8 protein-coding genes and 1 pseudogene are annotated in these 6,968 nt (G+C 28.5%); all 9 read left to right on the top strand.

What is annotated here, in order from left to right; genetic code table 11:
* Positions 1 to 391: pseudogene (locus IC173_RS18955) on the top strand (hypothetical protein); the annotation flags it as partial.
* Entirely contained in the window at positions 381 to 1,733 is a 1,353-nt protein-coding gene (locus tag IC173_RS18950; RefSeq protein WP_227856104.1) for a PBSX family phage terminase large subunit, read from the top strand. The pseudogene IC173_RS18955 and the gene IC173_RS18950, both read left to right, overlap by 11 nt.
* On the top strand, positions 1,733 to 3,256 hold the full coding sequence (locus IC173_RS18945) for a phage portal protein (protein WP_227856103.1): 1,524 nt from the start codon (positions 1,733 to 1,735) through the stop codon (positions 3,254 to 3,256). Before IC173_RS18950 ends, IC173_RS18945 begins: the two co-directional genes overlap by 1 nt.
* 12 nt (positions 3,257 to 3,268) lie before the next feature.
* Positions 3,269 to 4,294: a hypothetical protein gene (locus tag IC173_RS18940; RefSeq protein ID WP_227856102.1), complete on the top strand. Its 1,026-nt coding sequence runs from the start codon at positions 3,269 to 3,271 to the stop codon at positions 4,292 to 4,294.
* A 45-nt stretch (positions 4,295 to 4,339) separates the two neighbouring features.
* A complete protein-coding gene (locus tag IC173_RS18935) occupies positions 4,340 to 4,492 on the top strand; it encodes a hypothetical protein (protein ID WP_227856101.1) in 153 nt (50 codons plus the stop codon).
* 69 nt (positions 4,493 to 4,561) lie between these two features.
* Complete coding sequence (locus tag IC173_RS18930; protein ID WP_223195774.1) at positions 4,562 to 4,888, top strand: hypothetical protein; 327 nt, start codon at positions 4,562 to 4,564, stop codon at positions 4,886 to 4,888.
* The gene (locus IC173_RS18925; RefSeq protein ID WP_227856100.1) at positions 4,882 to 5,535 is read left to right on the top strand and encodes a phage scaffolding protein; all 654 of its coding nucleotides are present in this window, start codon (positions 4,882 to 4,884) and stop codon (positions 5,533 to 5,535) included. Before IC173_RS18930 ends, IC173_RS18925 begins: the two co-directional genes overlap by 7 nt.
* An 11-nt stretch (positions 5,536 to 5,546) precedes the next feature.
* Positions 5,547 to 5,903, top strand: coding sequence for a hypothetical protein (locus IC173_RS18920; RefSeq protein WP_227856099.1), 357 nt, complete (start codon positions 5,547 to 5,549; stop codon positions 5,901 to 5,903).
* Between the two features lie 23 nt (positions 5,904 to 5,926).
* Positions 5,927 to 6,955, top strand: coding sequence for a major capsid protein (locus tag IC173_RS18915; protein ID WP_227856098.1), 1,029 nt, complete (start codon positions 5,927 to 5,929; stop codon positions 6,953 to 6,955).
* Positions 6,956 to 6,968: the final 13 nt, after the last annotated feature.

The raw sequence follows: 6,968 nt of genomic DNA, 5'->3' as shown, positions 1-6,968 counted from the left end.
ATTTGATATTCTTTGGGAACAGATAACCATTCAATATGCAGCAATAATAAGAGCACAAAAGATAATGTATGTTAAAGATAAAGAAGAAATGATTAAGGAATTAAAGAAACATGAAAGCACAGAAAATGGCGAGAGGATAGAGTATGAATTTCAATTTGCATGGGATAGGCAAGCATCTTTTCTTAATGCACAGAGTAGGGCAATGAGTGAGTTAAGGAGTTTAATTAAGCAGTATGATGAAATGATTCATAAGGATTGGAATTTGGCTACAGAGGAGCAGAAAAATAGAGTTGAGAAGTTGAAATGTGAGGTTGATAACCTGAATAAAGATGATACAGATAAAGAGATAACTGTAAGAGTTATGAAAGCGAGTGGAGAAAATGGAAAGTAAATTTATATCAAATGACCATTTTTATGATTTTATATTCAATTGGGATTACAAATTTTATTTTCTTGTTGGAGGATATGGAAGTTCAAAGAGTTATCATGTAGCAACTAAATTAATTATTAAGCTTCTTGAAGAAAAAAGAAAAGCTTTAGTGGTAAGAGAAGTATATGACACAATGAGAGATAGTTGTTTTTCTCTATTAGAAGAAGTTGCAGAAAGTATGGGTTTAGGAGATATATTATCATTTAAAACAAGTCCTATGAGAGTTATTTTTCCTAATGGAAGTAAAATAATATTTAAAGGCATGGATAATCCAGCGAAATTAAAATCAATAAATGGTGTATCTATAATATGGTTAGAAGAATGTTCAGAAGTCAAATACACTGGATTTAAGGAACTATTAGGACGTTTGAGACATCCTAACCTATCTAATCATATAATTTGTTCAACTAATCCAATTGGCGAAGATAACTGGACCTATAAACATTTCTTTAGAGATGAAGAAAAAGACAGGTTTGTATTAGATGATACTGTGTTATATAAAAATAGAATAGTAATAAAGAATAATACATATTATCATCATTCAGTTGCAGATGATAATTTTTTTCTGCCAAAAAGCTATATTGAACAGCTTGATGAAATGAAAGAATATGACTATGACTTATACAGAATAGCAAGAAAAGGAAGATTTGGTATAAATGGAACTAAAGTATTACCACAATTTGAAGTTATGGAGCATCAAGAAGTTATAAATAAAATATCTAACATACCACAAAGATATTATAAAGTTGGATTCGATTTTGGATTTGAAAAATCATACAATGCACTTTTAAGATTAGCTATAGACCATGAAAACAAATATTTGTATATCTATTGGGAGTACTATAAGAATCAAACTACAGATGATGTGACTGTTAAAGATATTAAAGAGTTTAAAGATACTCAAGAACTAATAAAAGCTGATGCTGCTGAACCTAAAACTATAAAATATTTTAGACAACAAGGTTTTAATATATTCGGTGCTAAGAAATATGCTGGAAGTAGACTACAAAATACTAAGAAGGTTAAGAGACTTAAAAAGATTTATTGTTCAAGTGAGTGTAAACATACAATAAAAGAGTTAAAGAACCTAACATACGCTACAGATAAAAATGGAAACTTAATATATGATGAATTTAATATAGACCCTCATACATTTAGTGCTATATGGTATGCACTTGATGGTTATGAAGTGTCAGATATTAAGGAGTTAAAATATAATAATGATATTTACAATAAAGGTTTAGGATTGAAGAAAAATAATATACCAAATCAGTATAACAAGAAGGGAGGGGCTGTATTTTAGTGAGTATAAAAAATATCTTGCTTAATTTGGATGAAAAAGAATTAAAAGATAGAAAACACGCAGAAAGAGATTTCTTGTTTTATTTAGGTGAATGTAGAAATAAAACAATGGGATTATTAGATGATGATTTTCTAGGTCAAAGTTGGATTACTTTTGATAATTTAGACTATACACCTTCTCAGATTATAGATAATAAGGTAAAACCACTTATAAATAAACAAGCTCGTTTTATGTTTGGAAAAGAACCAACTATAATACTTAAAGCATATGAAAAAGAACATAAAGAAGCATGTGAGGAATTAAGGCAATATATTGATTCAATATTAAATGCCAGCAAGTTTTGGAGCAACACACTAAAAGCTTTTAAGATAGCAACTATAACAAAAAGAGTTTTGTTAAGGTTAGAAGCTGAACCAAATCAACCTATAAGGCTATTTTATCATTCTATAGATGATTTTAAATATCAAGTTGATAGTAATGACATTACAAAATTAAAATCTGTTATATTTGTTAGATTTGATGCTTTAACTATAAAAGAAGTAACAGTGAACCAAATATGGTATAGATATACTTATTACATGAAAGAAAGTAGTGTTAATAACCAAGAAAGTTGTTTTTTAAGAGTAGAAAAATTTAAAGGTGATAATTTATCTAAGCCTATTGAAGTAAAAGAAAGTGATACCAAGCTTTCTAAAATACCATGTTGGATAATTGTTAATGAACAAAGTATTACAAATATCACAGGCATTAGTGATATTGAGGATTTAAAGCCATTACAAGATACTTATAATAAAAGATTATCAGATTTTAATGACTCTTTAAAATTTCTAATGTTTGGGCAAACTGTTGTAGTAGATGCGACAGAAGAAACAGTTAATGCTTGTAAGATTGCTCCAAATGCTTTAATGGCATTAAAAACACTTGAAGAAGGTTCAGAAAAAGGAAAACAGGCACAAGCATATAGAGTTGAGAGTAGTTTTTCAAATGCAGACCCAGTCGACTCCTTTTTTAAAAGACTTGAGGATAGTATGTACGAAAAACTTGCAATTCCTAGACCAGAGCAATTACAGAATATACCTAGTGCCAAAGCTTTGAAATATTTATATGCGGAACTTATTGCAAGGTGTTCGGAAAAGTGGAATGATTGGGAACCTGCAATAAGAAGTATGTTAAGACTAATCGTTGAAGCATGTAGTAAATTTAATTGCTATGATGATTGGAATCATGATTGGGATGATTTAATGTTTTCTATTGTATTAAATAAAAATTATCCTATTCCAGAAGATGAAGAAGATTCGAAGAGATTAGCACTTGAAGAAGTGAACAATAATGTTAGAAGCCATAGAAATTATATAAAAGAATTTGGTGATGATGAAGATTATGAGGAAGCATTTAATGAAGTATTGGAAGATAATGAAAAGATACAATCAGTAGAGCAAGACCAGTTCAGAAAAGATGCAGAAATAGAAATTGATGATATTGATGAAGAATTAAATAGTAAATCTAATAATAGTGATGAGTAATGAGGTGTTGTTATGAAGGACAATACTTATACAAAGAAAGTTCTTGAAGCTAGAAAAAAACTTTTATTATTAGATAAAAAAGTACAATTAGAGATATTAAATGTATATAAAGATGCCAGTAAAATCATTTTAAATGACATTGCTAAGAATAAAGAATTAAATCTAAGTACCAAATACCTAAAAAAGCTAAATAAATCAATCGAGAAGTACATTAACGAGTTAAATCAAAGATTAGTACCTATTACAGAAAAAAGTGTGATAGAAGCTTCTAATATAGCTAAAGAATTACAAATGTATTACTATCAATCAATAGTTCCAAATACAGCTATGAACCTTGCATGTGATGCTATGTGTATAAAGACAACTACTGGCGTGGTTGAAAAACTAGTTACAGGTAACTTTTATAAAGATAAAAGGTTATTAGATAGTAGAATTTGGGGCTATAGTAATAAAAATAGAAAAGACATTGATAGATTAATAAAAGTTAATGTTGCTAGAGGTGCTAATGCAAAGACCTTAGCAAAGAGTTTAGATAATTATGTTAATCCAGTTAGAAAAACAGAGGCTAAAACATTAGAAGTTGGAATGAATAAAAGTATATCTTATCAAGCTCAAAGACTTGCTAGAACCTCTATAACACATGCTTTTGTAGAAACGAGTGTTCAAAATGCAATAAATAATCCATTTTGCATTGGTCTACAATGGAACCTAAGCTCTCAACATTATATTAGACAAGTAAAGTGGAGGGGAGAGGATGAATGTGACGAGTATGCAGAGCAAAATAGATATGGATTAGGTGAGGGAGTTTTCCCACCCGAAAAGTATCCTATTCCACACCCTAATTGTTTATGTTATCCTACTCAAGTAGTAGTGCCAATAAATGAAGCTTCTAAAATGATGAACGATTGGGTAACTGGTGGAGACAATGATATTCTTGATAGTTGGTTTGATGGAATAACACATCAAAATAATAGTGCTCCAATCATTAAGAAACAAAGAAATAAAAAGAATAAAATAGTTTTATTAAAGAACATTTAAATGATTTGGATAAAATATTTAATGAATTGTTAGGAGGGATTTAGATTGCTTGAAGAAATGAGAAAAGATAAAAAATTATTAGAGCTAAGACGATTATATAAAGAGAAATATGGTAAAAATGCACCTGGCTTTAACTATGATGAATATAGTAGTTATGCTGAGTACAAAGAAAAGTTAAAAGAATTGATACAAAAATAAAGTAAGCACTTATTAATTAAATGTTAATGAGTGCTTTTATTATGTTTAATTATAAGGAGGGCATAAAGTATGGATTTAGAAGAAGAAAGAATAAAATCAGTAGTAAGAGAATCTAAAGAAATAAATTGTTTACAAGGAAAATTAAATAATGAAAAGAAAGAAAAAAATGTTTTAAGGAAAGAGTTAGAGTTATATAAATTGAAATCTCTTTGTAATCCAGTAGTAGATTTTTTAAGAGAAAATTATAATTCTCATTATACATTAATAATAAGTGAAAATATAATAAAACTTGTTTCAGATGAAATATCAATACCTAATATGTTTGATTTAAATCTTGTAACAAATGAAGTAGTAAAAAATTTACAAAAATCATTAAAGGAGGGAATTGAATGTTAGAGTATTTTAAAAAGTTACTTGGAGATGAAGAAGGACAAAAAGTTTATGAAAAATTATCTAAAGATAAAGAAAATAAGCTTCTTTTAGATAATATTAAAAACTCTAAGTATGTTGAAAAGACAGAGTTAGAAAATGCTAATAAAGAGATTAAAGAGTATAAAAAGCAAATAGGGGATAGAGATAAGCAATTAAATGACTTGCAAGGCAAAGTTAAAGACAACAAAGAGCTATCAGATGAAATTGAAAGTCTTAAAAATGCAAATAAAGAAATTAAAGAAAATGCAGAAAAAGAAATTGAGGTTTTAAAATTCAATACAGCTCTTGAAAGAGCTATTGAAAGTTATAATCCTAAAAATACAAAAGCTTTATCAGCATTAATAAATAAGGAAAATATCAACTTTGTAGATGGCAAAATCATTGGATTAGATGAACAAATAAAAGCTTATCAACAAAGTGATTCTTATTTATTTAATAATGAAAAAAATAAAGGAGATGATGAAAATGTAGGAACTGGAGGACTAGAAGGAGGAACAACATCATTACTTGATAATGACAGCGAAATAAGTAGTATAGGTGAGTTGCTAGCTAACTCTAAAGTAAAAAGCGAAAATATAGAAGCTCAAAAGAAATTTTTTGGAGAAGAATAGGAGGAAAATATATGAGTATAGAAAAATCTGAGATTTACATGGGGGAAAATAAAACCATATTAAAATTTGCAGGAAATTTATTTCAAAATGTAAATATTAAAGTGAAAAAAACTGATGTAGCTGTAGTAGATGGAAAAAGAATTTTAAAAGCAGGTACATTAATATCAAAAGATGGAAAATTAGTAGATGGTACAACTGTTACAAATGATAAAGCTTTTGGTCTAGTATATAGAAATATAGATTTTACTCATTCAAATGGTAATGAAAGTATTCCAGTACTAATATTTGGATTTGTTGATGAAAAGACCTTACCATCAGTTATACCAGAAGAAGCAAAACAAGCAATTAAAATGATTATGTTTTTATAAAATAAATATTAGGAGGAATTAAAATGGATTGGAAAGACTTTATAGACTCTAAGGAGATAGCTAAATATATAAAAAAGTTGCCACTAGAAATGTTAATAGGCGAATCTTTGTTTCCAAGAAAAAAGCAAATAGGTATGGACCTAAAATATATTAAGGGAGCGAAGAAAAAACCAGTAGTGTTAAAACAAAGTACCTTTGATGTTGCTGTAAAAATAAGAGCATTAAAAGCTCAAATAGAAGTTAAATCAAAGAGAATGCCATTTTTTAAAGAGAGTGTTCTTGTAAATGAAGAAGATAGACAACAGTTACTTTTAGCTTCTAAAGCTCAAAACAAAGAACTATTATTAATGATAATTTCACAAATATATGATAATTATTTAGCCCTTGTAGATGGCGGCGATATGCAAATGGAAAGAATGAGAATGCAAGCTCTAGCTGATGGAGTAATAAATATAGTATCAGAAGATGGAGATTTAGTATTTGACTTTGAAGTTCCAAGTAATCATAAAGAAGTGTTAACTGGAAGTGTAACATGGGATAATCCAGATGCAGATATTATAGGAGATATTCAAAGATGGATGAGAATAATGAGAGATGAAGGGAAGCCGTTACCTAAGCGAATGGTAATGACAAGTAAAACCTTTGGGTATTTTGCTAAAAACAAAGCTATTAAATTGGATATAGACAAAGATGGTAGAGTTATCTTAACTGATGAAATGATTAAAAATTATCTTAAAAATAAAGTTGGTTTATCTGTTGCCATAGTAAGTGGAACATATAAATTAGAAGATGAAAGTGAGGAATCTTATTTCCCTGATAACAAAATAACTTTTATTCCAGACGGAGATTTAGGAAAAACTTATTATGGCACAACACCAGAAGAAGCTGACAAAGTATATGGTTCTAAATTAGATTGTTCTGTTGTTAGAACTGGTATTGCTATAACAACAATGAGATTAATTGACCCAGTAACAGTTCAAACTAAGGTATCACAATTAGGTATGCCAAGCTTTGAACGTGCTGATGAATGTTTCTTTGCTACAGTAGCATAATTAAGGGGTGATA

It is taken from the genome of Clostridioides sp. ES-S-0048-02 (genome assembly GCF_020658495.1).
Lineage (GTDB): Bacteria > Bacillota > Clostridia > Peptostreptococcales > Peptostreptococcaceae > Clostridioides.
The sequence above is the reverse complement of the archived record's forward strand: the minus strand, read 5'-3'. Positions and strand labels throughout refer to the sequence as shown.